Genomic DNA, 25343 nt, shown 5'->3' on the forward strand with positions numbered 1-25343 from the left:
CGGGGCGCGAGTACTTTCGTCGGTACACAGGGAAGGAGGTGGTCCGACACATTGATTGGCATACGGACAAGTGAGGTGGCTGCTCGCTAGCAGCTGCAGGCGCGAGGAATCCACCTGCGAGCGCTGGCGAATTCCAAGCAGCCACCCGGCCCCCGAGCCCTTGGTTTTGTCCCACCAAGAACTACGGCTCGGGGGCCGCCCCATGTCTGGGCTACTTCGGGGGTGCAGGGGCGAGCGACGCGCAGGCCTCGTTGGCCTTATCCCACGTGCCCTGGTCGACGCCCGGAGGGGCCGGCGGTGTCTTACCCTCGCCGGGATGGGGAGCGCCCGAGGGCGGCGGACCGCTCGGCGGCGTCATCCCGGGCGGCGGGGTCATTCCGGCGGGCGGACCGCCCTCCGGCGGAGCGGGCACGCCGTGCTCTGTCATGCAGGCGGTGAAAGCATCGTGACCGTCGGGTGCGGCCGCCGCCGACGTGGATTCCGACGTCGCGCTGGAGGAGGTGGATGCCGTCGCCGAAGTCGTTGATTCCGTTGACGTTCCACCCGACGAACAACCGACCACGCCGGCGATCAAGGCCGCACCGGTGATGCCCATCGCCGCGGTGCGTAGTGCTGTCAGAGCCATGAATTCTCCGTTCTCGAATTGACGGAGACGACGGTATGGGCCGTTGCTGGGCGCGCGGTATCCCTAGCCTGGGCGTAGGTTATGCGCCTGCGCGGCTAACCGACGAAGCGGCTCAGGCGCGCCGACAGGTGCGGTACCAGCCCGCCGTCGGCGTCGACCCGCTCCTCGACATAGGCCAGATCGCCGTCGTCGACGATGCCGTACAGCCGCTTGGCACCGCCGACGAGCATGCCGGACTTGCTGCGGGCCAGGGCGTCGGTGGCCAGTTCCCAGGAGGACTGGTTGCGCGGGCGGCCATAGAACAGCTCGACGTAGCCCGCGGAATGGGCCAGCAGCAGCTCGATGGCCTGTAATTCGGAGGGGTCGGCTGGGTCATTCACGAAGCGCCAGAATCCCGACTCGCGGAACCCGGTCGACTCGAACTCGCCGTCCGTGCCGAGCCGCCAGGAGCGGCTGTCCCAGTTCAGGTAATCACCACCGTCGTGGGAGACGATGATCTGCTGGCCGAAACGGTAGTCACCGTGGGTGTCGCGACCCTCGCCCTCGCCGCGCCACACGCCGACCAGCGGCAGGAGCGCCAACAGTGCGGGGTTGAGGTCGGCGCCTTCCCGGAGGTTCGCGGTATCCGCCGGAAGGGGCAGATCATCGAACGTCGGGATGTTGCGGGCGGCGGTGATCCTGGCCCGCTCCGCAGCTGCGGCTACGGCCCGGTCGCCCGACCCCGGCTCGACGGCGTCGTCGTTGCTCACGCCTCGTCGGTGATCAGGCGGTACAGCGCGTAGAGCGCAAACCAGGTGATGACGACCACGGCCGCCACAAGCATGAATTCGAAGAAGAGAACCACGTCAGGAGTCTAACTGCCGGGAGCCGCTGCGCTCGAACCGAGGCCCGAGCGCAGCGGCACTCGATCGGCGTCAGGCGACCTTGATGTCGACTTCGTGGATCCCGGCGCCGGACGGCGTCACGCTGGCGTCGCCGTTGCCTGCGGGCGACAGCGCGCGCACGGTCCACGTGCCCGGTGCGGCGAAGAAGCGGAAATCGCCGGTCGCCGAGGCCACCACCTCAGCGGTGAACTCGTCCGAGCTGTCCAGCAGCCGCACGAACGCGCCGCCGACGGTCTGGCCCGATCCGTCCACCACACGACCGGTGATGACGGTTTCCTTCTCCAGGTCGACGCCTGCCGGCAGCGTCACACCTTGTTTCGGTGCAGAGCACATATCAACTTCCCAACTCGATCGGGGCGCCCACCAGGGAGCCGTATTCCGTCCAACTGCCGTCGTAGTTCTTGACGTTCTGGTGACCCAGCAGCTCCTGCAGCACGAACCAGGTGTGCGAGGAACGCTCGCCGATGCGGCAGTAGGCGATGGTCTCCTTCTCGCCGTCCAGGCCGGCCGCCGCGTAGAGCTTGGCCAGGTCCTCATCGGACTTGAAGGTGCCGTCCTCGTTGGCCGCCTTGCTCCACGGCACGTTGATGGCGCCGGGGATGTGGCCGGGGCGCTGGCTCTGCTCCTGCGGCAGATGCGCGGGCGCGAGGATCTTGCCGGAGAACTCGTCGGGGGAGCGCACATCGACGAGGTTCTTCTCGCCGATCGCCGCGATGACCTCGTCGCGGAACGCGCGGATGTCGTTGTTCGGTGCCGCGGCGGTGTACGAGGTGGCGGGACGGGTGGGGACCTCGGTCACCAGGGGGCGCCCGTCGAGCTCCCACTTCTTGCGCCCGCCGTCGAGCAGCTTGACGTCGTTGTGGCCGTACAGCTTGAAGTACCAGTAGGCGTAGGCGGCGAACCAGTTGTTGTTGCCGCCGTACAGGATCACCGTGTCGTCGTTGCTGATTCCCTTGTCGGACAACAGCTTCGAGAACTGCTGCTGGTCGACGAAGTCGCGCTTGACCTGGTCCTGCAGCTCGGTCTTCCAGTCCAGCCTGACGGCGCCGGCGATGTGACCACCTTCGTAGGCCAACGTGTCTTCGTCGACCTCGACGAAGACGGTGTTCGGCGCGTCGAGATTGCTCTCGGCCCAGTCGGTGGAGACCAGGACGTCGGAGCGTGCCATGGAGTGATTCCTTTCGGTTATCGGCTTGTGGCGGGAGTTGCACGTCGCAGGCGAGCGACGAACGGGTAGATCTGGCAGCCCAGGCAGATGCCGAAGGCCGCGTTCAGGAACGCCGCGAACAGGGCGAACGCGGTGGCGATGAGGCCGAGCAGTGGGCCGCCGAGCGCCGCCTGGAAAGCGAAGCCCGCGGCGCCGACGACGGCGAAGAGGAAGCCGACCAACTGGGCGAACTTCAGCGGCGGCACCGGTTCCTTCTCGGTGACCGGGCCCAGTCGCGGTGCGATGAGCGCGGCGAACACCCGGCCGTAGGGGTGTTTACGGGGGCCCAGCGTGGCGCCGATGGCGAACACCACGGCCTGCAGGGCGAGGATGACCGCCGCGGCGGGCACGCTGATCGCAGACACCAGCAGCGTGACGATGAGCACGCCGGTGGTGACCCAGGCGACGAAGCGGGGACCGCGGACATCGACCTGGTCGAGGCCCTGATTTGTGATGGTGCTGGTGGTCGTGGACATATCTGTGCTCCTGTTGCTGGGCTGGGGTTGGGGCTGAAGGGGCACATTCCGGCCTGGTGGCCTGGCCCCGAGCGCGGCGCAGAGAGAAGCGCGGCTACTCAGCAGCTACAACAACAGCAACAACCCGCGACGCGGCACAGATCGACTGCGCGGCGCTTGGTGAGCAGCAGCTCAAGGCGGGCGGACACGTCGCACACAATACCTGTTGACCCTGCGGTCAAGCCAATAGTGGCTCCAGGGCCGAGCGCAGGTCAGCGGCCTTGGGAACCCCGGTTGCACGGAAGCGTTGCCGGCCCTGGGCATCGAAGATGAAGGTCGTCGGCAGTGACAGCACCGAAAGGCGCCGGGCGGCGGCCGGATTGGCGTCCATATCGATCTCGACGTGCGCCACCGCGGGCAGTTCGGCGCAGACCTGGCTGACCACGCGGCGCACAGCGGCGCACGGCCCGCACCACACGGCGGTGAAATGCACGATCGTGGGTCCGGTGCCGGACAGCCCGAGATCGGAGGTGTCGACATCCTCGGTGGGGGCGTCCTCGGCCGCGGCGCGCAGCATGCCGGCGCGAAGGGTCATCAGGCGCCCGACGATGTAGCCGAGACCCAGGACGGCGATCACCATGACGATGACCAGGGCCATGGAACTGTTCATGACTGTCTGAACCCGTCGAGTGTGATGGTTACTCCCTCGGTGATGCCTTCCACAATGATGTCGGATCCGCGGACTCCGGCTGAGGTGGGCGTCAGACCGAAGGGCAGCTTCTGGCCGGGCACCTGCGAGGTGAAGGCCGCCAGCACCGCGGCGGTGCGGTCCTGCGGTACGGCCTGATCGGCGGTGCCGGGTCCGGTGAGCACGTTGGTCGGGGTGAACACCAGGGTGGTCTGGTTCGGGCCGTCGAGGGTGAGATCGACCGAGACGCTGACCCGCTTGTCGAAACCGGCGGCGGCCGGGGTACCGGTGAACACCAGCCCGTCGCCGCTGGAGATGCCCGACTCCGTGGTGTTGTCGGTCGCGTCGTTGGACTCTCGTGGCGGGGCCTCGACCTGCAGGTCCTTGATGCCCATGACATCGCCGACGTGCCTGGAGTCGATGATGATCCGGCTTTCCAGCTTGCCCACCGGCAGGGTGGCATCCGGACCGATCAGCCAGGACGAGTCGTGCAGGTCGACGCGGTGCAGCGTGGCTTCCAGCGAAACCTTGCCCGTGATCGGGTGGTCCACCCCGGTGGCCCGGATCTCCACCTCCCGATAGCGGTGGTTGGCGGCCTGGGAGATGAACGGGAAGCTCAGGATGCTGGCCCACGGATCGAAGGGCAGGTGAGCGGCGGTGCGAACGCTGCGGGCCAAGCGGTATTCGGCGTAGATCGCCGCGCCGAAGTCGACAGCGACGGCTCCCAGCACCAGCGTGGTGAGAGTCGCGATGAGACCGGCGAGCAGTTTGCGCACCCGGACATTCTGGCGTACCCGGCGGGGCGCGGAGTTGGCGGCGCTCCGTTCAACTCAGCTAATCAGCAGGTAGCACGCTATCGTTAACCCATCGTCGGTCGTAACGACCACGTGTCAGCCATGAATCTGGAAGATGACCTTCGACAACGTTGTCCTGGGAATCCTCTGGGGCGCCGGAGGGCCTTTTGGAGCTTTTGCTACTCACCGTAGACCCGAATCCTGAGTCCGTGCTGCCGTCATTGTCCCTTCTGGCACACAACGTTCGCTCCGCACCGACTGAGGTTTCCTCCCTGCTGGAGGCAAGTACCGCCGACGTCGCGATCGTCGACGCGCGCACTGATCTGGCGGCGGCCCGGGGGCTGTGCCGACTGCTGGGCACCACCGGAACATCGATCCCGGTGGTGGCCGTGGTGAACGAGGGCGGCTTGGTGGCGGTCAACGTGGAGTGGGGTCTGGACGAGATTCTGCTGCCCGGCACGGGGCCCGCCGAGATCGACGCCCGACTGCGGTTGCTGGTCGGCCGGCGCGGCGGGGTCTCCGATCAGGAGAGCATGGGCAAGGTCACCCTCGGTGAGCTCGTCATCGACGAAGGTACCTACACCGCGCGGTTGCGTGGCCGCCCGCTCGACCTCACCTATAAGGAGTTCGAGCTGCTCAAGTACCTCGCGCAGCACGCCGGGCGGGTGTTCACCCGGGCCCAGCTGCTGCAGGAGGTGTGGGGTTACGACTTCTTCGGTGGCACCCGCACGGTGGATGTGCACGTGCGGCGGTTGCGGGCCAAGCTCGGTCCCGAATACGAATCGCTGATCGGCACCGTGCGCAATGTCGGATACAAGGCGGTGCGTCCCGCTCGAGGCCGGGCCCCGGCACCCGAAGCGGACGACGACGACGTGTTCGACGACGACGATTTCGGTTCGGCGTCTGAGGCGTTCGATCCGCTGCACAGTCAGTGATCTCGTGGCAGACCGGACTGCCGGTATCCGAACAGCAGCGCATCGCGGCGCTGATCGACGCGGCCACCGCCCACGATGGCGTCGCGCCGGTCGGTGATCAGGTGTTGCGCGAGCTTCCGCGCGACGACACCCGCCACCTGCTCGCCCTCGATGGCGGGGAACTGGTCGGCTACCTCAACCTGGCTCCCGCCATGGCCGAGCTGGTGGTGCACCCGCAGGCCCGGCGGCGCGGTATCGGGTCCGCGCTGGCGCGCACCGGTCTGGCCGAGTCCGGAGACGATATCCGGGTCTGGGCACACGGCAACCTGGAACCGGCTCGAGCGCTGGCCGCCGCGCTGAAGCTGGTGCCCAAGCGCGAGCTGCTCCAGATGCGCCGCGGCCTGGCCGACCTGCCGGCGCTTCCGGCGGTGGAGGGCTTACGGACTTACGCCGGACCGTCCGATGACGCGGAGCTGCTGCGCGTGAACAACGCCGCGTTCTCCTGGCATCCGGAGCAGGGCGGGTGGACCGAGGCCGATATCGCCGAGCGTCGCGGTGAGAGCTGGTTCGACCCGGCCGGGCTGTTCATGGTGTTCGAGGGCTCCGACGGGCTGGAGCGCAGCGACTCGGGGGGTGGTTTCAGGCTGCTGGGTTTCCACTGGACGAAAATCCATTCCGCGCCCCGCGGGGATGTGCACGACCGAGGTTTGGGTGAGGTCTATGTGGTGGGTGTCGACCCGGCCGCGCAGGGCCGCGGGTTGGGTGCGGTGCTGACGCTGGTGGGCCTGCACCACCTGGCCCAGCGGCTGGGTCCCGGCGCCGAGGTGACCCTGTATGTGGAGGGGGACAACACGGCGGCGGTGAAGACCTACCGGCGCCTGGGTTTCACGGTGTTCAGCGCCGACGTGGCCTACGGAATCTAGGCTGCACGGGCTGCTTGATGGCCTTTCTCAGCATCCTGTGAACCCCCTGGACCTATTCACCTTCCGTTCACTTTCCATCCGTTAAGAGTCCACTACCACCGCATACGTTGCCGGAGAGCCTGAAGCCGTCAACCGAAAGTGGGATAAGTGAAGCTCAATCGCTTTGGCAAGGTCCTTGGCACGACGCTCTCCATGACCGCCGTCGCCGCACTGTCGCTCACCGCGTGCGGTAGCGATAACAACTCCGGCAGCTCCTCTTCTTCGGCTGCCTCCGGCAGCTCGGCCGCCTCCGCCGCTGACTGCGCCGGCAAGAACAGCCTGACCGCCGAGGGCTCGACCGCCCAGCAGAACGCGATCGCCGAGTTCAACAAGGTGTGGGGACAGGTCTGCTCGGGCAAGACCCTGGCGTACAACCCGACCGGCTCCGGCGCGGGTGTGGACCAGTTCATCGCCAAGCAGGTCGACTTCGCCGGCTCCGACTCGGCGCTCAAAGACGATCAGATCACCAAGGCCAAGGAGCGTTGCGGTGGCAACGACGCCTGGAACCTGCCGCTGGTGTTCGGCCCCGTCGCGCTGGCCTACAGCATCGAGGGTGTCGACAACCTCGTCGTGAACCCCGAGGTGCTCGCCAAGATCTTCCAGGGCGAGATCAAGAAGTGGAACGACCCGGCCATCGCCGCGCTGAACTCGGGTACCACGCTGCCCGACACGGACATCAAGCCGATCTACCGCTCGGATTCCTCGGGCACCACCGACAACTTCCAGAAGTACCTGGCCGCCGCCGCGCCGCAGGCGTGGACCAAGGGTGCGGGCAAGGAGTTCCAGGGTGGCGCCGGCGAGGGGGCGCAGAAGTCCTCCGGTGTCGTGCAGGCCATTCAGGCCACCCCCGGCTCGATCGGCTACGTCGAGAAGAGCCCGGCCATGGCAGCCAACCTGCACACCGCGCAGATCGACAGCGGTGCCGGTGCCGTGGCGCTGACCGATGACTCCACCGCGAAGGCCGTCGACGCCGCCAAGTTCAAGGGCGAGGGCAAGGATCTGACCCTGGATCTGAACGCGCTGTACGCCTCCAAGGACGCCGGCGTCTACCCGCTGATGCTGGCCACCTACGAGATCGTCTGCTCGAAGGGTTACGACGCCGACACCGCTGCGGCCGTCAAGTCCTTCCTCACGGTGTCGGCCAACCAGGGCCAGGCCAGCCTGTCCCAGGCCGGCTACGTCGCCCTCCCGGACAGCTTCAAGCAGCGCCTGCTGGCCTCCGTTTCGGCGATCTCCTGACGGCTGGCGCGTAACCACAATTGCGGTGAGGATGGACTTGCGGACCGATGACCAACCAGGTCCCTGACGGGATAACAGTGACGACACCTAATCCAGCCGACGCGGGATCGGGTGAGGTAATCGCCTCACCCATCCCGGCGCCGGAGCCCATCTCCACCAACCCCTCCAAGGGTGCGAAAGTACGCTTGGGAGACCGCATTTTCCGTGGTCTCTCCGAAGGATCGGGCATCCTGATCGTCGCGCTCATCGCGGCGATCGGGGTGTTCCTCCTGTGGCGGGCCATCCCCGCGCTGGCCCGCAACAAAGAGAACTTCTTCACCTACGGCGGCAACTGGGTCACCACCGACACCTCGGCGATGCACTTCGGCATCTTCGACCTGTTGCAGGTGACGGTCTTCGTGTCGCTGTTCGCCCTCGTGCTCGCCATGCCGGTGGCACTGGGTATCGCGATCTACCTGACCCAGTACGCCCCGAAACGACTGGCCGGCCCGCTGGCCTACATGGTCGACCTGCTCGCGGCGGTGCCGTCCATCGTCTACGGCGTATGGGGCCTGTACGTGCTGGCGCCGGTGCTCAAGCCCTTCGCGATCTGGCTCAACGAGAACCTGAACTGGCTGTTCCTGTTCAAGACCGGAACCGCGTCGGTGGCCGGCGGCGGCACCATCTTCACCGCGGGCATCGTGCTCGCGGTGATGATCCTGCCGATCATCACCGCCGTCAGCCGCGAGGTGTTCATGCAGACGCCCCGCGGCCAGATCGAGGCCGCGCTGGCGCTGGGCGCCACCCGCTGGGAGGTCGTGCGCACCACGGTGTTGCCGTTCGGTCTGTCCGGCTACATCAGCGGTGCGATGCTCGGCCTCGGCCGTGCGCTCGGTGAGACCATCGCGCTGCTGATCATCCTGCGTGGCACGCAGACCGCGTTCGGATGGTCGCTGTTCGACGGTGGCTACACCTTCGCCAGCAAGATCGCCGCCACCGCAAGCGAATTCAACGACCAGTACAAGGCCGGTGCCTATATCGCCGCCGGCCTGGTGCTGTTCATCCTGACCTTCATCGTGAACTCGCTGGCCCGCGCCGCGGTCGCAGGCCGGGGTGCCAAGTGATGAGCGCTCGCGCGAAGAACAGAGGAACACGATGACCTCCACATTGGAAAAGCCGGTCAAGGCGCCCGCCTTCCAGGGTGTCAGTGCGCGCCGCAAGGTCACCAACAACGTGGCGACCGTGTTGGTGACGGGGTCGGTGCTGGTGGCCCTGGTACCGCTGGTGTGGGTGCTGTATTCGGTGATCGTCAAGGGCTTCAACGCCATCACCGCGCCGACGTGGTTCACCAACTCCCAGGCCGGGATGACGACGTTCAGCGCCGGCGGCGGCGTCTACCACGCGATCGTCGGCACGCTGCTGCAAGGCCTGGTGTGCTCGCTGATCTCGATCCCGATCGGTGTGTTCGTGGCCGTCTATCTCGTCGAGTACGGCGGCGGCACCCGGTTGGGCAAGCTCACCACCTTCATGGTGGACATCCTCACCGGTGTGCCGTCCATCGTCGCCGCGCTGTTCATCTACGCCTTGTGGGTGGCCACGCTGGGCTTCGAGCGGTCCGGCTTCGCGGTGTCGCTCGCGCTGGTGCTGCTGATGATCCCGGTCATCGTGCGAGCCACCGAGGAGATGCTGCGCATCGTCCCGATGGACCTGCGCGAGGCGAGTTACGCACTGGGCGTGCCGAAGTGGAAGACGATCATGCGGATCGTCATCCCGACGGCACTGTCGGGCATCGTCACCGGTGTCATGCTGGCCCTGGCCCGCGTGATGGGGGAGACCGCACCGCTGCTGGTCCTGGTGGGCTACGCCCAGGCGATGAACTTCGACATGTTCGGCGGGTTCATGGGATCGCTGCCCGGCATGATGTACGACCAGATCTCGGCCGGCGCCGGCGCCAACCCGGTGCCCACTGACAGGCTGTGGGGAGCGGCGCTCACCCTGATCCTGCTGGTCGCCGTACTCAACATCGGCGCGCGACTCGTCGCCAAGATCTTTGCCCCCAAGAAGGTTTAGAGGAGTGAACTGCCATGGCAAAACGGCTTGATCTCAAAGACGTCAATATCTACTACGGGTCGTTCCACGCGGTGGCCGACGTCTCGCTGTCGGTTCAGCCGCGCAGCGTGATGGCGTTCATCGGTCCGTCGGGCTGTGGCAAGTCGACCGTGCTGCGCACCCTCAACCGCATGCACGAGGTCATTCCCGGCGCCCGCGTCGAGGGCTCGGTGCTGCTCGACGGCGAGGACATCTACGGTGCCGGTGTCGACCCGGTGGGTGTGCGTAAGACCATCGGCATGGTGTTCCAGCGCCCGAATCCGTTCCCCACCATGTCCATTCGCGACAACGTGGTGGCCGGCCTGAAGTTGCAGGGCGTGCGCAACAAGAAGACCCTCGATGAGGTCTGCGAGCGTTCGCTCAAGGGTGCCAACCTGTGGAACGAGGTGAAGGACCGCCTGGACAAGCCGGGTGGCGGCCTCTCCGGTGGTCAGCAGCAGCGGCTGTGTATCGCCCGCGCCATCGCCGTTCAGCCCGACGTGCTGCTGATGGATGAGCCCTGCTCTGCACTGGACCCGATCTCCACACTGGCCATCGAGGACCTGATCTCGGAGCTGAAGCAGGACTTCACCATCGTGATCGTCACGCACAATATGCAGCAGGCCGCCCGAGTGAGCGACCAGACCGCGTTCTTCAATCTCGAAGCAACGGGCAAGCCCGGCAGGCTGATCGAGATCGACGACACCGAGAAGATCTTCTCCAACCCGACGCAGAAGGCCACCGAGGACTACATCTCGGGCCGCTTCGGCTAGAGCGAGCCACTCAGGGGACGAGCACCACCCGGGTACCGGACGGTTCGGCGGCGGTCCAGGCCTGCGTTACCTCGGCCAAGGGCCTTGTCGTCGTGCGTAATTCGATGGTGCCGGCGGCGACCATGTCGAACAACCGGGGCAACGCCTCGGTGCGCACCCGCGCCAGCACCTCGGGCGGGACGCTGCCGATACCGACACCGGACAGCACGATGCCGGTACCGCGCAGGATCCCGGCGGCCAGCGTCAAGGTCAGTCCGGCCATCGATCCGATCTGGATGAACCGGGTGGCGTGATAATGCGCCGAGGGGTGGCTCGCGGCCAGGGCGGAAAGCACCGTCTCCGCGGGCTGTCCCCACAGGTAGTCCAACACGGCGTCGAAGGGCTGCTCGGCGTGCAGCGCGGACACCCGGGCGCTGAGGTCGTCCTCGCCCAGTGCGATCGCCTCGTCCGCCCCGACGGTGCGCAGCCAGTCCAGCCGGGCGGTGTCGCGGCCGGCGACGACCACACGGCCCGCGCCGAACACCGTCTTGGCCAGCTGGACCGCCATCGAGCCGGTGACGCCGGTGGCGCCGAGCACGAGCACGCGCTGGCCGGGGCGCAGTGCCGCCGCGTGTTCCAATGCCGTCCACGCCGAGATGCCGGGATTGGGGACGGCGGCCGCGGTGACCGAATCGACTGCGGCGGGCAACTCGATGGCGCCGTGGGTGCTGATCAGGGTGCGCTCGGCCATCATGCCGTAGGGCGCGACCGCTCCGGTGTACACCCGTCGCCCGTCCTGCAGGCGCGCCACCCCGTCGAAGCCGGGGATGGTGGGCAGGGTGAGTTCGCCACTGGCGTAGTGCTTTCCGCTGACCAATCCCTTGGTGAGATTGGTCAGTGCGGAGGCTTCGACGGTGGCGGTCACCGTCCCCTCGCCGGCTTGTGGATCGGGGAAGTCGGCGTAGGCGGGAACCTGGCCGAATGCTGTGACGACGGCTGCTTTCATGGCGCTCCTCGAGTTTCGATAGAAATGGTTTCTAAGGAAACAATGTATGCCGATGGGGCCGGGATGGCAAGATTGTTTCCATGAAAACCAAGGCCGCCCTGGTCGACGCGATCAACGCGCTGATCGGCGCTGTCGGCGACAAGTTCGACACCGATGAGGACGGTGACCCGGAGCGCGATTTCATCGCCGCCCGTTGCCCGAAGCGGTTGGAGGGTACGGTCCGCGCGCTACCGACCCTGTCGATGCACCTGCTGGCCGCGATCGCCGACGGCCCGCTCAGTCTGGTCGGGTTGGCCGCGCGGTCGGGTCAGCTGAAGGGGACGGTGTCCAAACACGTGCAGCGCCTGGTCGAGGCCGGGCTGGTGGAGCGCACGCCGGTGCCCGGCAACCGCAAGGAGATTGCGCTCGGCCTCACCGCCGACGGGGAGCTGGTCACCGCCGCACACGGCGAACTGCATGACGAGATGGACCGCGGGATGCGCGAATTCCTGCAGCGCTACAGCAATGCGGATCTGCAGGTGCTGGAGACCGTGCTGCGGGACCTGCTGGCCGCACGCAAGGACGGGGTGCGAATCGTCGCCGCCCGGGGCGAGCGCAGCGACGGGGAATGATCGAGGGCGAGCGCAGCGACGGGAAACCGCTCAGCGCGGGGTGACCTCGTCGTCCGCCGGCAGTTCACCGGTGACCTGGAAGATCACCCGGCGGGCCACCTCCACCGCGTGGTCGGCGAAGCGCTCATAGAACCGGCTCAGCAGTGTCACATCGACGGCCGAGGTGACACCGTGGCGCCACTCCTTGTCCATCAGGACGGAGAACAGATGGCGATGCAGATCGTCCATCGCATCGTCCTCTTCGCGGATCTGGGCCGCCTTCTCCGGATCCAGGGTGCGCAGCACCTCCTGGGCGCTGTTGCCCAATTCGACTGCAACCCGGCCCATTTCGGCGAAGTAGCCGTTCACCTCTTCGGGCAGCGCATGCTGCGGGTGGCGGCGGCGGGCGATCTTGGCCACATGCAGGGCCAGCGCGCCCATCCGGTCGACGTCGGCGACGATCTGGATGGAGCTGACGATCGCGCGCAGGTCACCGGCGACCGGGGCCTGCAGTGCCAGGATGACGAACGCCTCTTCCTCGGCTTCCTTGCTGATCTCGGTGATGCGCTCGTGGTCGGTGATCACCTGCTCGGCGAGCACCAGATCGGCCTGGAGCAGGGCCTGAGTGGCGCGTTCCATCGCCTGACCTGCCAGGCCGCACATCTCGCCCAGTCGATCGTTCAGGCCTTGAAGCTGCTCGTGGTACGCGGTACGCATGGCGATAAGCCTACGGTTGCGATGCGGGATCGTCACGATGCCGCAGGTGAACTCGCGATGAATGGCCGCAGGCGGCGGTGTGCGGCTATTCGCAGGTCGTGTCGGCCGCGTTGGTGACGGTCAGGTCCTCGGGCAGGCGAGTCGGCTCGGTGGCGACGCCGTGGACCAGATGCACCTGCACTGCCGAGCCACTCGGCTGCGGTGGGGTCACCGTGCGGTAGTCCGAGCCCAGCACAACGCGCACCACACTGCCCAGGCCGGTCGTCCGTTCCATGGTGGCGTTGGAGAACGAGGACGCCACGGTCGCGGCCGCCTGCTCATTGCCCGGAGCGAAGAACACCGTCGTCGAGTTCAGCGGCCCCGGATAGTCGTCGGGAGCGTCGACGTTGAACCCGTGCTGCTGCAGGGCTGAGGCGGCATCGGCGGCCAGGCCGTTCTCGCCGGTCGAGTTGGACACCCGGACGGTGACCAGGCTCGGGTCGGTGGCCACGGCGTCGACCACCTCGGCGGTGCCCGGTGCGGGCGCGCTCGGCGCTTCCGGGGTCTGCGGGACGGGAGTGTTGTCGGCGTTGCGTTCCTCGGGCAGCGGATCGTCGTTGATGATCGCGTCGAACAGCGCATGGACGTCGTCGGTGCGCGGCGGCTCGTTGCCGTCCGAGTCCGTCTGCCCGGTGGTGGGCACCGTGATGAAGCTGATCCGCCCGGCGTTCACACCCTGGATGGACTGGCCGAGGTCCACCAGATCCTTGGTCTTGATGTTGTCGACGTAGCTGTCCTGGATGAACATGTTGACGACGTTGTTGAGCTTGCTCAGCGAGAAGAACGTGTCCTTGGAGATCAGCGAACGCAGCAACGAGGACAGGAACAGCTGCTGGCGTTTGATGCGGCCGTAGTCGCCGTTGACCTCGGTGGTGACCTGGCGGGCCCGCACATACTGCAGCGCGGTGTGCCCGTCCACCATCTGCCGACCGGCAGTGGACAGCACGGTGCCCAGTTCGTAGTCCTCCAGCGGGGTGGTGCTGCACACCTCGACCCCGCCGAGGGCGTCGACCATCTTGGCGAAGCCGGCGAAGTCGACGGCCATGAATCGGTTGATCGACAGGCCGGACAGCTTCTGGATGACCTTGACCAGGCATTTGGGGCCGCCGAACGCGTACGCCGAATTCAGTTTGGTCTCGGTGTAGACCTCGTCGGGACCGTATTCGCCGGTCTCTTCGTCATAGACCGGGCCGTACTTTCCGGTGGACGGATCCCACGCCTGGCATTGGATCGGCGTGATGGCGAGATCGCGCGGGAACGACACCGCCACCACCCGTTTGCGGTTGGCGGGGATGTTCACCAGCATGACGGTGTCCGAGCGTGCGCCTGCGGCGTCGTCGGTGCTGCCCGCGCCCATATCGCTGTTGGCGCCGATCCGGCTGTCGACGCCGACGATGAGGAAGTTCTCGTCCCCGAACTGGGCGGTGGGGTCGACGATGTCGCGCGAGTTGAGGTCCAGTGCGGACACCTTGTTGAGGCTGTTGTTCTTCATCGACTGCCACTGCCAGGCCCCGCCGGTGAGTGCCAGCGCGCATACCGCGATGAGCGCCGCGGCGACCCGGCCGATGATGCGGGCGCGGCGGTGGGTGCCCCGCGGAGCCGCGGGTGCGGCGGTGGTGTGGGCCGGCCGGTCCGGGTGGGCCAGGGCCAGATCGGGAAGTACGGAGGTGTAATCGGAGGCGTAGGCCGACGCGATGTGGATGACCTCGGTGTCCGAGTCGTCCGTAGCACCCGAGTCCGCCGGCGCGACCGGGTCCTGGTCCTCATCGAGCAGGGGGGTCGCGGCCGCCGGTTCCTCGACGGTCGGCTCCGGTGCCGTCGGTTGGGGTGCGGGGCGCCGCCGGCGCCGGCCACCGGTGCCCGACTCGTTAGCGAGCTTGGCGATCAGGTCGGCAACGGCAACGCCGTCGGTGTGGTTACCGGTGCCCTCCACGTCGGGCCGCCGATCGGGCGGCAGCACACCCTGGGCGCGCTCCCACGGCGCGGCGCCTGGTCCCGGCGGGGTCGACCGGGTAAGTCGCTGGGAAGGCTGCGAGGGCTTCGTGCCGTCCTCATCGGACGGCTCCGCGGGACCCCAAAGACCGGGAGTGGCGTTGTCGCCGTCACTCATGTCGTACCGGCCTTCGACGTTCGCGGGGACGTGCGCGCCGTTGCACACGCGTGGTCGTGGGGGCTGCATTGTTGTCTAGCAGCCCGGTACCCCCTTCCGCCAGCCGGACGGGGTGAAGTGGGCCCTCATCGTACTGAGACAACCTGAGCGTCAGCCAGCCCGAGGAAGTGACAGGGCCATCTCAATATCGTTTCAGACGCAACAATGTGAGGGGTCGGTTCAGCCGCCGGAATGCATCACATCGGCACCTTCGGGCACCGTGAGATCGTCCGGATCGTCGAGCCAGCCTTCGGGCAGCGTCACCGAGGACGGTGAGCCCTGACGGCCGCGCGGGCCGGACGCAGCGGGCGGGAACGGCACCTCGCCGTCGAGCTCGCCGAGCAGCGTGTCGAGTTCATCCAAGGTCTTGACCAGTGCCAGCGCCCGGCGGACGTCGGCGCCGGCCGGGAAGCCGTGCAGGTACCACGCGATGTGCTTGCGCATATCGCGCATGCCCTTGTCCTCGCCGAAGTGCGCGGCCAGGAGGGCGCCGTGGCGGCGCATGATGTCGGCCACCTCGCCGAGGGTGGGCGGGGTGGCGATCGGCCGGCCGGTGAACGCCGCCGACAATTCGGCGAACAGCCAGGGTCGGCCCAGGCAGCCGCGACCGATGACTACTCCGTCACATCCGGTCTGTTCCATCATCGCCAGTGCGTCGTCGGCGTTGAAGATGTCGCCGTTGCCCAACACCGGAATGGTGGTGACGTGCTGTTTCAACGCCGCGATCTGACTCCAGTCGGCGGCGCCGGAATAGCGCTGGGCGGCGGTGCGGGCATGCAGCGCGACCGCGGCCGCGCCTTCCTGCTCGGCGATCCGGCCGGCATCGAGGTGAGTGTGGTGGGCGTCGTCGATGCCGATCCTGAACTTCACCGTCACGGGAACGCCGGAACCTTCGGCTGCGCGCACCGCGGCACCGACGATCTGACCGAACAGCCGGCGTTTGTACGGGATGGCCGAACCGCCACCGCGTCGGGTCACCTTGGGTACCGGGCAGCCGAAGTTCATGTCGATGTGGTCGGCCATGCCCTCGTCGACGATCATCTTCGCCGCGGCATAGGTGGTGTCCGGGTCGACGGTGTAGAGCTGCAGCGACCGCGGGGACTCCTCCGGCGCGAAGGTCGTCATGTGCAGGGTGACCGGATGGCGTTCGACGAGCGCGCGGGCCGTCACCATCTCGCAGACGTACAGGCCGCTGACCGTCCCGGCGCGGGCCTGCTCGAGCTCACGGCACAAGGTACGAAACGCCACGTTGGTGACGCCGGCCATGGGGGCCAGCACGACGGGGGAACGCAATGAGATCGGCCCGATCCGCAGGGATCGGGCCGACGTCGGACGGTGGGTGGTGAGAGTCATCCTGCCGCGGAGGTCGACACCAGGAGGTTCTTCATCGCCTTCTTCTCGGCCATCTTGCGCTCGCGTTCCAGTCGGCGTTCCTTGGCCACTTCGAACTTCACGCAGGTCTCCTCAAGCTCCTGCACCAGCAGCCCCAGGTCGTCGCGCAGCCGGGCACCCTCGCCGGTGAAGTCCTCGCGCTCGAAGATGCGCCACTTCTTCAGTACCGGCATCACCACATCGTCCAGGTGGATCCTCGGGTCGTAGACACCGCCGACGGCGATGATGACGGCCTTGCGGCGGAACTCCGGCACCGTGTATCCGGGCATCTTGAAGTTGCGCAGCACGCGGTGCAGCGATTTCATCGCCTGGTTGGGGACCAGGTCCAGGCCCGCGGCGCTGATATCGCGGTAGAAGATCATGTGCAGGTTCTCATCGGCGGAGATGCGCCCCAGCAGCTGGTCGGCGACGGTCTCCTCGCAGGCCTTGCCGGTGTTGCGGTGCGAGACGCGGGTGGCCAGTTCCTGGAACGTCACGTAGACGACGGAATCGAAGAGGGTCGACGCGAACAGGTCGCCCTGCTGGTTCTGGCCGGGTGAGAAGCCGCGGGTGACCTGCTCGACGCGCAGTTCCTCCAGCTCGATCGGATCGATGGCGCGGGTGACCAGCAGGTAGTCGCGCAGGGCGATGCCGTGCCGGTTCTCCTCGGCGGTCCAGCGGTTCACCCACCAGCCCCACGGGCCGTCCATGGTGAAGTTCATCGCGATCTCGCGGTGATACGAGGGCAGGTTGTCCTCGGTCAGCAGGTTCTGCACCATTGCGGTCTGGGCGACCTCGGAGAGTTTGGACTGCTCCGGATCCCATTCCTGACCACCGAGCGCATAGAAGTTCTTGCCGTCCGACCACGGGATGTAGTCGTGTGGGTTCCAGTCCTTGCGCATCGACAGATGCCGGTTGATGTTCTGTTCGACGACGGGCTCAAGTTCGCGCAATAACTGCACGTCGGGTAGATCTTGCGGCACGTTCGCTCCCAGTTATCTGTACCTGTTGGTAGCACTCAATATATCTGTGGACTCCGGTTACATCAAGTTCATGGCCCGAGCCGTCGTGTAACGGTTTTCACACGATTGCGAATCCCGTCGACGTCGACGGGAAGGATGCGGCCCACTACAAGGCACGTTACGCTCTGTCGATTACAACAAAACCCTGAGTAATGGGAGTAGGGCCACACGTGAAAAAGCTGATCGTTTTGGGGTCGGGCACAGTCGGTGCGCTGGCGGCCGCCACCGCGCTTTTCGGTACCGGTGTGGCCGCTGCCGATTCGTACGCCGGGCAGACCTACAGCGATGCAAGCTCCGCGGCAAGTGATGCGGGCCAGACGGTCGTCGTCGCGGCCCGGGTCGGGGACAAGCTCAGCGAGGGTGACTGCATCGTCACGCGCTCGCAGACCGCGCCCTTCGCCAGTGCCAATGACGGCGTTCATGTGTCCAGCCAGGTTCAGTTCTATCTGAACTGCGCAGGCTCGTACGCGACCGCCACCAACCCCGGCTCCTCGATCGCCAGCCCGGAAGGCCGCGCCGCGAAGGCTGCTGCCGACGAGGCCGCCGCCAAGGCTGAGGCCGAGCAGAAGCAGGCCGAACTCGAGGCCGCCTCCCAGCAGGAGCAGGACCTCGCGCAGGTCAGCACCCCCGACCAGTAGTCGGGGGTCAGTGCGTCGCCGCGCGGCGTAACACCAGATCACTGCAGTAGTCGATGAACTGCTGCCGGGTGGCCGACAGACGGTTGTCCAGGTAGGCGGTGAACAGGGCCGTCAGGGCGCCGACCAGGCCGGTGGCGATCATCTGCTGGCGCGCGGGGTCGCTCACGTGGCTCAGCCGGCTCTGCAACAGCCCGATGAATGTGGGCATCCAGTCGGCGCCGGACCGGGTGAGCACCGGTTCACGCTCCGGGGCCAGCAGTAGCACCCGTCCCCGCGCCGGATCGTCGACCATCAGTGCCACGAATCCCTCCACGGCCTCGCGCGGCGTGCTCGACGACGCCAACGCCGTCATTGCCGTGGTGCACACGTCGTCGTACACGGCGCGCACGAATTCGTCTCGGTCGCTGAAGCTTTCGTAGAAATAGCGCTCGGTGAGACCGGCTGCCCGGCACACCGCGCGCACCGTGAGGCTGGGCCCGTCCGGCCCGCCGAGCAGCGTGACGCCGGCGGCGATCAGCTCGCTGCGCCGGAGCGTCTGACGGTCGCGCAGGGGAACGCCCGACCAGCGACCTCGTCGTTGACCGGACGGCGCACTGCTCCTAAGCTCCATAGTGACAACGAGTGTAGTCAGAATATGGCTGCCCCTGAGGGAAAGGGCGTCCGTGGCACAAGAGACGTCGCCGACATGCCCGGCAGCCGACGATGCTGCACTCGCCGCGGGTTGCCCGGTGTCTGCGGGTGGTTATGACGCGCCGCCGGTCCCGCTCGGCCCGGACTCGTTGACCTGGAAGTACTTCGGTCAATGGACCGGCCTGTTCCAGGGCACCTGGGCGGGTTCGATGCAGAATATGCATCCACAGCTGGGTGCGGCGGTGAAGGACCACTCGATCTTCTTCATGGAACGGATCCCGCGGCTGATGCGGTCGATCTATCCCATCGGCGGCGTGGTGTTCGACGGCTATCGGGCGCCACAGACTGGCGCCGAGGTGCGCGATTACCACATCGGCATCAAGGGCGTCGACGAGCAGGGCCGCCGCTACAGCGCGCTGAACCCGGAGGTCTTCTACTGGGCGCACGCGACGTTCTTCAAGTCGACCCTGCTGGCCGCCGAGAAGTTCGGCGGTGGAATCACCGAGGCCGACAAACGTCAGCTGTTCTCCGAGCACGTCACCTGGTACCGCATGTACGGGATGAGCATGCGGCCGGTCCCCAAGAGTTGGGAGGAGTTCCAGGAGTACTGGGACCACATGTGCCGCAACGTACTGGAGAACAACTATGCGGCGCGTGAGGTGATGGACCTGTCGACCATGCCCAAACATCCTTCGCTGCAATGGATTCCGGATTGGCTCTGGGCGCAGAACCTCAAGATCATGCAACGGTTCCTGACGTTCATGACGGTGGCGCTCTACGACCCGCCGATCCGTGACCTGATGGGTTACACCTGGTCGCCCCGTCAGCAATGGGTGCACGACCGGCTGTGCGCGGGGATCACGCTGGTCACCAAGTTCGGTCCCAAGCGCAGATTGATGCATCCGCGGAAGCGTTCCGCCATGGACCGGGCGACGGGCCGGATTCCGGTGGACTCGCCGCTCGTGCAGACCCCGGCACGGAATCTGCCGCCGGTCGAATACCGCGACAGCCCGAATTTCTACTGCCCGAAGGTCGGCTGACACCAGGGCTGAATCGTACTGCGGGGGCGTGGCAGCGGCATGCGGACTGTCGATCGTCCTGGTTGCGCAGGCGTCAATCAATTTGCTGACCACGGTTCGGCATTCGCCCTGGGTGACGCACCGGCGCGGGCCTGCACGGCCTGACACCTGCCGTGACCACGGTATCGCGGGTGGTGGGCCATCGGCGCGGCCGAGCCCAGGGACCGAAATGACCGTGCTGGCCAGAGCCGGGACCGTCGCGTAGCCTTTGCTTGACAGTTCCGACGGGGCCTTAGTTGTGTCAGGAGAAGGATGTCCACGTCACTGCGCGTCTGGTATTCGGCGGTCTTAGCGGTGGGCGCCGGCGCCATCGTGGCCGGGGGTGTGCTGGCTCAGCCCACGCAGATCACCGCGGCGGGGGCTCCCGTCCCGACACAGGCCGGCGTGGCGCTGATGTCGGCCAACCCCACGGTGTCGATGAAGGTGCAGGCCGGCGCCACTCAGCAGTGGGTGACGAAGTTCATGCCGGCCTTGGGGCGCGTCAACGACTCGATCAAGAGCCTGCAAGCGGCAGCCGAGGGGCAGGACTTCGGCGCGATGCAGGCCTCCTGCAGCCGGTTGTCCAAGGCTGCCGGGGATATCGAGGCCATGCTGCCCGCCCCGCGGCGCGATATGACGACCGCGCTGCAGAGTGCCGTCGACAGCTACCAACAGGTCGGGGCGAAGTGCGACACGCTGACCCCGGAGGGCGGCCAGGCTGCGGTCCAGGCGATCAGCGTCGATGTGAAGAACGGTATGACGGCGATGGATCAGGCGACGACGATCTACAAAAACGCGGCCGGGCCCGGCTAGACGCAGGCTTCGGGTGCTGCCATCGGTCGGCTTCGGTCTGACCGTGGATTCCGCTGGGTGGCGGGCAGGTTAGCGTGGTGGACATGCAGCGCCCGGAACTTCTCGGCGGCCGGTATGAACTGCGGGAGCTGCTGGGCCGCGGCGGTATGGCGGAGGTTCGTTCGGGCTGGGATGTCAGGCTGGGTCGTGCGGTCGCCATCAAACTGCTCTCTGCGCCGCTGAGTGCACAACCGGACAGCCGGCGACGGTTCGACGTGGAGGCCCGGGCGGCGGCCGGTCTGAGTCATCCGCACGTGGTGGCGGTGCACGATGTCGGTGAATACCGGACCACCCCCTACATCGTCATGGAACGGCTGTCCGGACGGACGCTGGCCGACGCGCTCGACCACGGCCCACTTTCCGACCATGCGGTGCGGGCACTGCTCGACCAGGTGCTGTCCGCGCTATCGGCGGCGCACGGGGCGGGCGTGCTGCATCGCGATATCAAACCCGCGAACATCCTGCTGACCGAAGACGGAACGGCGAAGGTGGCCGACTTCGGTATCGCCAAGCTTGCCGATTCTGCGGACACCATGACCGGTCAGATCATCGGCACCATGGCCTACCTGTCACCGGAGCGGATCGCGGCCCGGCCGGCGACCGTGGCTGACGACCTCTACGCCGTCGGGGTGGTGGGTTACCAAGCGCTGTCCGGTCGACTGCCCTTTCCGCAGGAGAATCTCGCCGAACTGGTCCGTGCCATCTCCGAGGGGCTGCGTGCGCCGCTGGCTGCTCTGCGGCCCGATGCGGACCCCGCTCTGGTGAACGTCATCGAGCGGGCGCTCGCGCGCGACTTCGGCAGCGCAACCGAGATGCGTGCCGCGTTGCCCGGTGGGCTGCCGGTGCGCCCGCCGACCCGGGTGCTGGAGAGTCCACCGGTCGATCCGACGACGAGGGTGGTCCCGGTGCAGCGCCGGCGGCGTCGGCCGGTGATCGCGGCGATCGGAGCCATCGCCGTCGTGGTGATGGTGGTGTTGGCCTTCGTCGTGGATTCCGCGTCGCGGCCCAGCGCCCCCGAGCCGGCCGGCTCGGGTACCTCCGAGCCTTCGCCGCCAACGACTTCCGTGGTGCCGCCGCCGTCACCGGCGCCTGTCCCCACCGATCAGCAGGGGCCGCCGAAGGATCGCGGTGGCGGTAACGGCAAGGGAAATACCAACGGGCACAAGCCGAAACACGGCCAAGGCTGAGAGTCGTCAAATATGTTCGGCGACAGGTGAAATCGCGTACATGAAGATGTGAGGTCCTTGTAGCGTGGCAGGTACCTCGCCGAAACGGGGCGGCAACGGCGGCGCGGTGTCCTTGCCACATGAGCATCTACGCACAGATCGGCGGGGCGGAGGCCATCGAGACCGTCGTCGAGGATTTCTACGTCCGTGTGCTCGCCGACGACGAGCTGGCGGGCTTCTTCACGGGGACGAACATGGCCCGGCTCAAAGGCAGACAGGCCGAGTTCTTCGGCGCGGCTCTGGGCGGGCCCGACCCCTACACCGGCGCACCCATGCGCCAGGTCCATCAGGGTCGTGGGATCACCCCGCACCACTTCGCTCTGGTCGCCGGGCATCTGTCGGACAGCCTGACCGCCGCCGGGGTACCTGAGCAGCTGGTGGCCGAGATCATCGGCGCTGTCGCGCCGTTGGCCGACGAGATCGCGACGGCGCGCAGCGCCTGAATCGGGTGGTGCCCCCACCAGGGCTCGAACCTGGGACCTGCGGATTAAAAGTCCGTAGCTCTACCGACTGAGCTATAGGGGCGTGGAGCAACAGAATACTGCCTGCCGCTCGACGGTCGTCGTCAGGTGGTCCCAGAGGTGGTCTGAGCTGGGCGGGGGGATCCCGTTTGGGATTTCCGGCGGTGGTGTCCTAAGCTATCGAAGCTCTCAACGGAACGTAGTTGCGAGTACCCCGGAGGAATTCGGATTAGGCCCCCATCGTCTAGTGGCCTAGGACGCCGCCCTTTCACGGCGGTAGCACGGGTTCGAATCCCGTTGGGGGTACGCAACGCGGAAACGCGGAGCATGCAGGAAAGCAAGGCCCTGTGGCGCAGTTGGTTAGCGCGCCGCCCTGTCACGGCGGAGGTCGCGGGTTCGAGTCCCGTCAGGGTCGCAGTATTGCGGCGTAAGGCTCGCTCGGTCGAAAGACCGGGGCCTTCCGGCCAGGTAGCTCAGTTGGTACGAGCGTCCGCCTGAAAAGCGGAAGGTCGCCGGTTCGATCCCGGCCCTGGCCACTCACTATCGTTGCTGTTCAGCGCCACTATCGGAGCAAATCCCCTGACTCAGAGCATGAGTCGGCAGGCATCTATGGGGCCAAAATAGGGCCAAACTCGCGTGCTAGTCGTGCGGACGGTCGTCCAGCTCATCCAGAGCCGATGCCACGTCGTCCAGCTCGTCATCGTAGAGATCCGCATAGACATGAGCAGTCACCGTGATCGAAGCGTGCCCCATCGTCTTCTGCAGCAGTCGAAGGTCGGCGCCTGATCGCCGTGCCAAAGACGCATAAGTGTGGTGCAGATCATGCCCCCGCATGGCCGGCCGGTCGATCGCCACGATGGCATCCCTCCACCGTGTGGACTGCTTCCAATTCTCCAGGCCCAGCAGGTTTCCGTTCCGTGAGGTAATCGCCGGTGCACCGGGCGGTCGGTCGGCAAGACGTTCGGCGAGGATCGGCAATAGGAGCTGCGGAAGAGGGATCGATCGGCGCCCCGCGGCGCTTTTGGGATTGCCCTCCACGAGCTTGCCGCCGACCTGGGTGACAGAACGGCGGACGCGGATCCTGCGCGCGTCGAGTTCGACGTCCTCGATTCTGAGTCCCACGAGCTCGCCGAAACGCATCCCGGTGTAGGCGAGCAGGATGACAACGTCGCCCTGGCGCCCGCAGGCTTCGGCGAGGGCAGACACCTCGGCGGTGGAGAGGTAGGTGGAGCCAGCGTGAAGCGGCAAATTTAGCAACACAGCCCCGATAGAACCAGCGAGTTCGGTGCGCTAGACCTGGCCACCCGGCTTTTCGACGAGCTCGTCGAACCCGCCGACGATGAGCAGCTCACCAAAGCCATCGCCCGCTACGGACGCGTTGATCTTCTCCTGCTTGATGAGCTCGGGTGCATGGAGCTTGATAAACGCGGCGCCGAGTTGCTGTTTCAGGTGTTGACTGAGCGGGAGGAGAAGAATTCGGTGGCCCTCGCCAGCAACGAAGCTGTCAGTTCGTGGACCAAGACGTTCACCGATCCCCGGTTGTGTGCGGCGATCGTGGACCGGCTCACCTTCGGGGGCACCATCATCGAAACCGGCACCGACTCCTACCGCCTGGCCCACGCCCGCACCGCAACCACTGTTGCCAGCTGAACGAGAAGACCACTCACATCCGCGATGGCGATGCGGAGCGCTGTTGTGCTGCAGTGCCTTTGAGCGCGTCCCAGGCGGCGTCGGCGCCTTTCCAGAACAGCCGCCCGGCGATCGACATGTACAGGAAATAGGTCAGATACACCGTGACGGTGCCCCACTTGGTGACCCAGTCGGGCAGGGCGGTGATCGCGGCGAACCCGACGACGAGCATTGCCAGGCCGGCCAGCAGTGCTGCCAGGTCCTTGAATCCGAACTGTGTGCGTTCCCCGAACGTGTGCATGATCCCCCGATAGGTAGATGTTCGTAGCCCTTGACGTGTTCGAGCGCCCCGCCGCTGCGCGTCTTCGGTCAGGACATGTTGCTGTGGTCGGAGCGTAGCGGCACTTTCCTACGCTTGCTCTGTGTGCTAGATCACCGCTGGGTGACGTTCGGTTTGGCCTTCGGTTTCCGACTACACCATGTAAGCCTCGGCCATTATTGCTGGCCGAATTGGGGATGCGGGAAACAACTGGGGGGTTGTCATGACGGGATATTCAACGGGTGGCCGGCGTAGCCGAGGATCACACGCAGCGGCTCGCGGCAGCCGAACGGATCTTTGCTCGACCAGCTTCCCGGTATGGCCATCGGTGCTGGTCGCACCGGTGCAGGCCCCCGCAGGAGATGCGGTGACCAGTCCGCTGCGCGCCACCGCCACCGGTGGGCGGCACCGGGCGGTGCCGGTGCGATCGATCGGTGATCGCGGCCGCTGGGTGCGCCTCGGTGTGGCTGCGGGCATGACCGCGCTGCTGGTCCCGGTCGCGGGTCTGGTCATCCCGCTGATCAGCGCTGATCCCGCGGTGATGGCGCAGGCCTCTGCGACACCGAAACCGGGGTCTGCGGGTGGGAATCACTCCAAACCCGGGGACAACAAGAAAAAGAAGAAGACCGACAACAAGAAAAAGTCCAACAACAACAGCAACCGGGGGGGATCGTCCGCCTCTCACGGATACAGCAGCGCTTCGGGTGCGCGGCGTTCAGGGTCGAGTTTTTCTGAGCAGACCAACGCCAACAACCGCTGGAGCGCCGATGGCGCGAATCGCAGTGTGAACACCCGGATTCCCAGCCAAGCGCAACCGCCGCAGCCGGCGCAGGCACCCAGTCAGGTGATCCACGCCAATCCCAGCCAGGGACAACAGAATCCCCCGCAGAGCACCCCGCAACAGACAGTCACACCACCGCCACGGGACACCGCTCCTGCCACGCCGCCGGCGCAGACCACGACCCCAACGGCAGCGCAGAGCACCCAAACTGCGGCGACCACGCCCCCGGCCACACCGAGCAGTCCGAGCAACCCCGTGGGCCCGGCAA

28 protein-coding genes, 4 tRNA genes and 1 pseudogene are annotated in these 25343 nt (G+C 66.6%); 16 read left to right on the plus strand and 17 right to left on the minus strand.

What is annotated here, in order from left to right; genetic code table 11:
• Positions 1 to 211: 211 nt before the first annotated feature.
• The 8 genes from QN239_RS05895 to lmeA form a co-directional block, all read right to left on the minus strand.
• A complete protein-coding gene (locus tag QN239_RS05895; protein ID WP_499008653.1) occupies positions 212 to 625 on the minus strand; it encodes a hypothetical protein in 414 nt (137 codons plus the stop codon).
• Positions 626 to 720: 95 nt separating this feature from the next.
• The gene (locus tag QN239_RS05900; protein WP_499008655.1) at positions 721 to 1374 is read right to left on the minus strand and encodes a heme-binding beta-barrel domain-containing protein; all 654 of its coding nucleotides are present in this window, start codon (positions 1372 to 1374) and stop codon (positions 721 to 723) included.
• A gap of 165 nt (positions 1375 to 1539) precedes the next feature.
• Positions 1540 to 1842 carry a DUF1416 domain-containing protein gene (locus tag QN239_RS05905; RefSeq protein WP_062655781.1) on the minus strand — a complete coding sequence of 101 codons (303 nt, stop codon included), beginning with the start codon at positions 1840 to 1842 and terminating at the stop codon, positions 1540 to 1542.
• A 1-nt stretch (position 1843) separates the two neighbouring features.
• On the minus strand, positions 1844 to 2677 hold the full coding sequence (locus tag QN239_RS05910; protein ID WP_499008656.1) for a sulfurtransferase: 834 nt from the start codon (positions 2675 to 2677) through the stop codon (positions 1844 to 1846).
• Positions 2678 to 2694: 17 nt separating this feature from the next.
• On the minus strand, positions 2695 to 3192 hold the full coding sequence (locus tag QN239_RS05915) for a DUF4395 domain-containing protein (RefSeq protein WP_499008658.1): 498 nt from the start codon (positions 3190 to 3192) through the stop codon (positions 2695 to 2697).
• A 98-nt stretch (positions 3193 to 3290) separates the two neighbouring features.
• Entirely contained in the window at positions 3291 to 3389 is a 99-nt protein-coding gene (locus QN239_RS05920) for an Ms5788A family Cys-rich leader peptide (RefSeq protein WP_499008659.1), read from the minus strand.
• Between the two features lie 20 nt (positions 3390 to 3409).
• Complete coding sequence (locus QN239_RS05925; protein ID WP_090354467.1) at positions 3410 to 3841, minus strand: thioredoxin family protein; 432 nt, start codon at positions 3839 to 3841, stop codon at positions 3410 to 3412.
• The gene (lmeA, locus tag QN239_RS05930) at positions 3838 to 4635 is read right to left on the minus strand and encodes a mannan chain length control protein LmeA (RefSeq protein ID WP_499008661.1); all 798 of its coding nucleotides are present in this window, start codon (positions 4633 to 4635) and stop codon (positions 3838 to 3840) included. Before lmeA ends, QN239_RS05925 begins: the two co-directional genes overlap by 4 nt.
• Before the next feature lie 185 nt (positions 4636 to 4820).
• On the opposite strand from lmeA, the gene QN239_RS05935 reads away from it, so the two are divergent.
• The 6 genes from QN239_RS05935 (at position 4821) to pstB (ending at position 10608) form a co-directional block, all read left to right on the plus strand.
• Entirely contained in the window at positions 4821 to 5588 is a 768-nt protein-coding gene (locus QN239_RS05935) for a winged helix-turn-helix transcriptional regulator (RefSeq protein WP_090354470.1), read from the plus strand.
• Positions 5585 to 6490 carry a mycothiol synthase gene (gene mshD, locus QN239_RS05940; RefSeq protein WP_499008662.1) on the plus strand — a complete coding sequence of 302 codons (906 nt, stop codon included), beginning with the start codon at positions 5585 to 5587 and terminating at the stop codon, positions 6488 to 6490. The genes QN239_RS05935 and mshD overlap by 4 nt, the downstream gene beginning before the upstream one ends.
• A gap of 192 nt (positions 6491 to 6682) precedes the next feature.
• Positions 6683 to 7768, plus strand: coding sequence for a phosphate ABC transporter substrate-binding protein PstS (pstS, locus tag QN239_RS05945; protein WP_499008664.1), 1086 nt, complete (start codon positions 6683 to 6685; stop codon positions 7766 to 7768).
• A 47-nt stretch (positions 7769 to 7815) separates the two neighbouring features.
• On the plus strand, positions 7816 to 8871 hold the full coding sequence (pstC, locus tag QN239_RS05950) for a phosphate ABC transporter permease subunit PstC (RefSeq protein ID WP_499008665.1): 1056 nt from the start codon (positions 7816 to 7818) through the stop codon (positions 8869 to 8871).
• Between the two features lie 31 nt (positions 8872 to 8902).
• A complete protein-coding gene (gene pstA / locus QN239_RS05955) occupies positions 8903 to 9817 on the plus strand; it encodes a phosphate ABC transporter permease PstA (RefSeq protein ID WP_499008666.1) in 915 nt (304 codons plus the stop codon).
• Between the two features lie 14 nt (positions 9818 to 9831).
• A complete protein-coding gene (gene pstB, locus QN239_RS05960) occupies positions 9832 to 10608 on the plus strand; it encodes a phosphate ABC transporter ATP-binding protein PstB (RefSeq protein WP_499008668.1) in 777 nt (258 codons plus the stop codon).
• 10 nt (positions 10609 to 10618) lie between these two features.
• Here the strand turns inward: pstB and QN239_RS05965 are convergent, their stop codons facing one another.
• On the minus strand, positions 10619 to 11593 hold the full coding sequence (locus tag QN239_RS05965; RefSeq protein ID WP_499008669.1) for a quinone oxidoreductase family protein: 975 nt from the start codon (positions 11591 to 11593) through the stop codon (positions 10619 to 10621).
• A gap of 80 nt (positions 11594 to 11673) precedes the next feature.
• Between QN239_RS05965 and QN239_RS05970 the strand changes: the two genes are divergently transcribed.
• Positions 11674 to 12204 (plus strand): MarR family winged helix-turn-helix transcriptional regulator, encoded by a 531-nt coding sequence (locus tag QN239_RS05970; RefSeq protein WP_499008670.1) that lies wholly within the window; start codon positions 11674 to 11676, stop codon positions 12202 to 12204.
• Positions 12205 to 12234: 30 nt separating this feature from the next.
• Here the strand turns inward: QN239_RS05970 and phoU are convergent, their stop codons facing one another.
• The 4 genes from phoU to QN239_RS05990 form a co-directional block, all read right to left on the minus strand.
• Positions 12235 to 12900 (minus strand): phosphate signaling complex protein PhoU, encoded by a 666-nt coding sequence (phoU, locus tag QN239_RS05975; RefSeq protein ID WP_499008671.1) that lies wholly within the window; start codon positions 12898 to 12900, stop codon positions 12235 to 12237.
• An 85-nt stretch (positions 12901 to 12985) separates the two neighbouring features.
• The gene (locus QN239_RS05980; RefSeq protein ID WP_499008672.1) at positions 12986 to 15049 is read right to left on the minus strand and encodes an LCP family protein; all 2064 of its coding nucleotides are present in this window, start codon (positions 15047 to 15049) and stop codon (positions 12986 to 12988) included.
• Positions 15050 to 15268: 219 nt separating this feature from the next.
• Positions 15269 to 16441, minus strand: coding sequence for a tRNA dihydrouridine synthase DusB (dusB, locus tag QN239_RS05985; RefSeq protein WP_499008673.1), 1173 nt, complete (start codon positions 16439 to 16441; stop codon positions 15269 to 15271).
• Positions 16438 to 17442, minus strand: coding sequence for an acyl-ACP desaturase (locus tag QN239_RS05990; protein ID WP_090354493.1), 1005 nt, complete (start codon positions 17440 to 17442; stop codon positions 16438 to 16440). The genes dusB and QN239_RS05990 overlap by 4 nt, the downstream gene beginning before the upstream one ends.
• A 209-nt stretch (positions 17443 to 17651) precedes the next feature.
• Here QN239_RS05990 and QN239_RS05995 point away from each other — a divergent pair, with 209 nt between their 5' ends.
• Positions 17652 to 18119, plus strand: coding sequence for a hypothetical protein (locus QN239_RS05995; protein WP_499008675.1), 468 nt, complete (start codon positions 17652 to 17654; stop codon positions 18117 to 18119).
• A 7-nt stretch (positions 18120 to 18126) separates the two neighbouring features.
• Here the strand turns inward: QN239_RS05995 and QN239_RS06000 are convergent, their stop codons facing one another.
• A complete protein-coding gene (locus QN239_RS06000; protein ID WP_499008677.1) occupies positions 18127 to 18729 on the minus strand; it encodes a TetR/AcrR family transcriptional regulator in 603 nt (200 codons plus the stop codon).
• A 52-nt stretch (positions 18730 to 18781) separates the two neighbouring features.
• Between QN239_RS06000 and QN239_RS06005 the strand changes: the two genes are divergently transcribed.
• The 4 genes from QN239_RS06005 to QN239_RS06020 all read left to right on the plus strand — a co-directional run bounded on the left by QN239_RS06005 (position 18782) and on the right by QN239_RS06020 (position 22328).
• Positions 18782 to 19789, plus strand: a complete 1008-nt coding sequence (locus QN239_RS06005; RefSeq protein ID WP_499008679.1) for an oxygenase MpaB family protein — start codon at positions 18782 to 18784, stop codon at positions 19787 to 19789.
• A gap of 291 nt (positions 19790 to 20080) precedes the next feature.
• Positions 20081 to 20620 (plus strand): hypothetical protein, encoded by a 540-nt coding sequence (locus tag QN239_RS06010; protein ID WP_499008681.1) that lies wholly within the window; start codon positions 20081 to 20083, stop codon positions 20618 to 20620.
• Positions 20621 to 20703: 83 nt separating this feature from the next.
• On the plus strand, positions 20704 to 21846 hold the full coding sequence (locus tag QN239_RS06015; protein WP_499008682.1) for a serine/threonine-protein kinase: 1143 nt from the start codon (positions 20704 to 20706) through the stop codon (positions 21844 to 21846).
• Between the two features lie 119 nt (positions 21847 to 21965).
• Positions 21966 to 22328, plus strand: coding sequence for a group I truncated hemoglobin (locus QN239_RS06020; protein WP_499008684.1), 363 nt, complete (start codon positions 21966 to 21968; stop codon positions 22326 to 22328).
• Between the two features lie 6 nt (positions 22329 to 22334).
• Here the strand turns inward: QN239_RS06020 and QN239_RS06025 are convergent.
• Positions 22335 to 22410 (minus strand) — tRNA-Lys (locus QN239_RS06025).
• Positions 22411 to 22579: 169 nt separating this feature from the next.
• Here QN239_RS06025 and QN239_RS06030 point away from each other — a divergent pair.
• The 3 genes from QN239_RS06030 to QN239_RS06040 all read left to right on the plus strand — a co-directional run bounded on the left by QN239_RS06030 (position 22580) and on the right by QN239_RS06040 (position 22882).
• Positions 22580 to 22652: transfer RNA gene (locus QN239_RS06030), tRNA-Glu, on the plus strand.
• Between the two features lie 35 nt (positions 22653 to 22687).
• Positions 22688 to 22761 (plus strand) — tRNA-Asp (locus QN239_RS06035).
• Positions 22762 to 22808: 47 nt separating this feature from the next.
• Positions 22809 to 22882 (plus strand) — tRNA-Phe (locus QN239_RS06040).
• Between the two features lie 103 nt (positions 22883 to 22985).
• Here the strand turns inward: QN239_RS06040 and QN239_RS06045 are convergent.
• Positions 22986 to 23606, minus strand: a complete 621-nt coding sequence (locus QN239_RS06045) for a site-specific integrase (RefSeq protein WP_499008686.1) — start codon at positions 23604 to 23606, stop codon at positions 22986 to 22988.
• Between the two features lie 36 nt (positions 23607 to 23642).
• Here QN239_RS06045 and QN239_RS06050 point away from each other — a divergent pair.
• Positions 23643 to 23996, plus strand: a pseudogene (locus tag QN239_RS06050) (ATP-binding protein); the annotation flags it as partial.
• A gap of 13 nt (positions 23997 to 24009) precedes the next feature.
• On the opposite strand, the gene QN239_RS06055 reads toward QN239_RS06050, so the two are convergent.
• The gene (locus QN239_RS06055; protein ID WP_499008687.1) at positions 24010 to 24276 is read right to left on the minus strand and encodes a hypothetical protein; all 267 of its coding nucleotides are present in this window, start codon (positions 24274 to 24276) and stop codon (positions 24010 to 24012) included.
• Positions 24277 to 25343: the final 1067 nt, after the last annotated feature.

The organism is Mycolicibacterium sp. Y3 (assembly GCF_051188035.1).
In the GTDB taxonomy this organism is placed as follows: Bacteria; Actinomycetota; Actinomycetes; order Mycobacteriales; family Mycobacteriaceae; genus Mycobacterium; species Mycobacterium fluoranthenivorans.

Bases quoted from the DNA above. Each gene is read 5' to 3' on its own strand.
- QN239_RS06010 (WP_499008681.1), top strand. From the start codon at position 20,081: ATGTCCACGTCACTGCGCGTCTGGTATTCGGCGGTCTTAGCGGTGGGC.
- QN239_RS05895 (WP_499008653.1), bottom strand. From the start codon at position 625: ATGGCTCTGACAGCACTACGCACCGCGGCGATGGGCATCACCGGTGCG.
- QN239_RS05965 (WP_499008669.1), bottom strand. From the start codon at position 11,593: ATGAAAGCAGCCGTCGTCACAGCATTCGGCCAGGTTCCCGCCTACGCC.
- QN239_RS06055 (WP_499008687.1), bottom strand. From the start codon at position 24,276: ATGCACACGTTCGGGGAACGCACACAGTTCGGATTCAAGGACCTGGCA.
- QN239_RS06015 (WP_499008682.1), top strand. From the start codon at position 20,704: ATGCAGCGCCCGGAACTTCTCGGCGGCCGGTATGAACTGCGGGAGCTG.
- QN239_RS05925 (WP_090354467.1), bottom strand. From the start codon at position 3,841: ATGAACAGTTCCATGGCCCTGGTCATCGTCATGGTGATCGCCGTCCTG.
- QN239_RS05905 (WP_062655781.1), bottom strand. From the start codon at position 1,842: ATGTGCTCTGCACCGAAACAAGGTGTGACGCTGCCGGCAGGCGTCGAC.
- phoU (WP_499008671.1), bottom strand. From the start codon at position 12,900: ATGCGTACCGCGTACCACGAGCAGCTTCAAGGCCTGAACGATCGACTG.
- pstS (WP_499008664.1), top strand. From the start codon at position 6,683: ATGACCGCCGTCGCCGCACTGTCGCTCACCGCGTGCGGTAGCGATAAC.
- pstB (WP_499008668.1), top strand. From the start codon at position 9,832: ATGGCAAAACGGCTTGATCTCAAAGACGTCAATATCTACTACGGGTCG.
- pstA (WP_499008666.1), top strand. From the start codon at position 8,903: ATGACCTCCACATTGGAAAAGCCGGTCAAGGCGCCCGCCTTCCAGGGT.
- QN239_RS05915 (WP_499008658.1), bottom strand. From the start codon at position 3,192: ATGTCCACGACCACCAGCACCATCACAAATCAGGGCCTCGACCAGGTC.
- QN239_RS06020 (WP_499008684.1), top strand. From the start codon at position 21,966: ATGAGCATCTACGCACAGATCGGCGGGGCGGAGGCCATCGAGACCGTC.
- QN239_RS05910 (WP_499008656.1), bottom strand. From the start codon at position 2,677: ATGGCACGCTCCGACGTCCTGGTCTCCACCGACTGGGCCGAGAGCAAT.
- QN239_RS05970 (WP_499008670.1), top strand. From the start codon at position 11,674: ATGAAAACCAAGGCCGCCCTGGTCGACGCGATCAACGCGCTGATCGGC.
- QN239_RS05980 (WP_499008672.1), bottom strand. From the start codon at position 15,049: ATGAGTGACGGCGACAACGCCACTCCCGGTCTTTGGGGTCCCGCGGAG.
- dusB (WP_499008673.1), bottom strand. From the start codon at position 16,441: ATGACTCTCACCACCCACCGTCCGACGTCGGCCCGATCCCTGCGGATC.
- pstC (WP_499008665.1), top strand. From the start codon at position 7,816: ATGACCAACCAGGTCCCTGACGGGATAACAGTGACGACACCTAATCCA.
- QN239_RS06000 (WP_499008677.1), bottom strand. From the start codon at position 18,729: ATGGAGCTTAGGAGCAGTGCGCCGTCCGGTCAACGACGAGGTCGCTGG.